The following is a 1309-nucleotide window of genomic DNA, read 5'->3' as shown; positions in this document are numbered from 1 at the left end:
GGCGGTTTCTGGGGATCGTCGCAACACGTGGTCGGTTGTGTTAGACGGCGAGTAGTTTATGCAGGCGCTCGGCTGGGGTTTCCCAGCTGAGCGTTTTGCGTGGGCGGCCGTTGAGTTCGGCGGCGACGGCGGCCAGGTGCTCAGGCGTGTGCACGGACAGGTCGGTGCCCTTGGGGAAGTACTGCCTGAGCAGGCCGTTGGTGTTCTCGTTCGAGCCACGCTGCCAGGGACTGGCCGGGTCGCAGAAGTAGACCGGGACGTCTGTGGCGATGCTGAAGGAGTGGTGAGCGGCCATTTCGGAGCCCTGGTCCCAGGTGAGCGAGCGTGTGAGGTGTGACGGCAAGGTCTTCACCGTCTTCACCAGCGCGTCGCGCATGTGCTCCGCGCTGCGGCCGTCGGGCAGGTGGACGAGCATCACGTAACGGGTGGCGCGCTCCACGAGGGTGCCGATCGCCGAGCCGTTGTCCTTCCCGATGATGAGGTCGCCTTCCCAGTGGCCGGGAACCGCCCGGTCCTCTGCCTCGGCGGGCCGTTCGCTGATCATGACCATCGGGTGGGTAAAGCGTGGCTGCCGGGAAGCGGCCTGCCGCTGGGGCCTGCGGCGCGCGCGGCCCGAGCGCAGGGCCCGGGTTACTTCACGGCGTAGTTCACCACGGCCCTGGACGTAGAGGGCCTGGTAGACCGTCTCGTGAACCACGTGCATCTCCGGCCGGTCGGGGAACTGTGCACGCAGAGCGTTGCAGATCTGCTCCGGGCTCCACCGCAGGGCCAGATGCTGCTGGATGAAGTCGCGCAGCTCAGCGTTCCGCGCGATCTTGCCCGTCTTGGGACGGGGCCGGCGGGCGTCGGCACGGGCCTGGGCCGCGTGGGGGCGGTAGTGCCACTGTCCGCGAGGATCCGTGGTGCGGTTGCGGTGGATCTCCCGGCTGACCGTGGACGGGCTGCGGCCCAGCTCCGCGGCGATCGCGCGGATGGTGGCCTTCTCCCGTAGCCGGTCAGCGATGTGAAGGCGTTCATCGTCGCGCAGATACCGGCCCGACGACGCGGCAACGGGCGCCCGCCCTTGCTGGGCGGGCGCCCGAAACCTGGCCGGATCACTCCGGCCGTTACGCCACTCACGTCCGGTCCGCTCGTTGACGCCCACCAGCCGGGACGCCTCTTTGTTGCTCAAGCCCTGTCGCACAAGCAGGAAGTATCGCTCCCGCTCCCGCCGCAACTTCACAGGCCCATGAGCCTTGCGGACCTTCCGGACCTCGAAGTCCATCGCATCCCCTGAACTGGGGTGTTGCGACAACCACTAGAACGCAAG

The 1309-nt window shown here is 68.1% G+C and carries 1 protein-coding gene; it reads right to left on the bottom strand.

From position 1 onward, the window contains the following. Window positions 1-40 precede the first annotated feature (40 nt). On the bottom strand, window positions 41-1264 hold the full coding sequence (locus tag IF99_RS0130175; RefSeq protein ID WP_031001667.1) for an IS30 family transposase: 1224 nt from the start codon (window positions 1262-1264) through the stop codon (window positions 41-43). Between the last annotated feature and the right edge of the window lie 45 nt (window positions 1265-1309).

The organism is Streptomyces sp. NRRL F-5630, assembly GCF_000719475.1.
In the GTDB taxonomy this organism is placed as follows: Bacteria; Actinomycetota; Actinomycetes; order Streptomycetales; family Streptomycetaceae; genus Streptomyces.
This window is presented reverse-complemented; position numbering and strand designations above follow the sequence as displayed.

Excerpts from the sequence above, each read along its gene's own strand:
- IF99_RS0130175 (WP_031001667.1), bottom strand. The coding sequence starts at position 1,264 with ATGGACTTCGAGGTCCGGAAGGTCCGCAAGGCTCATGGGCCTGTGAAG.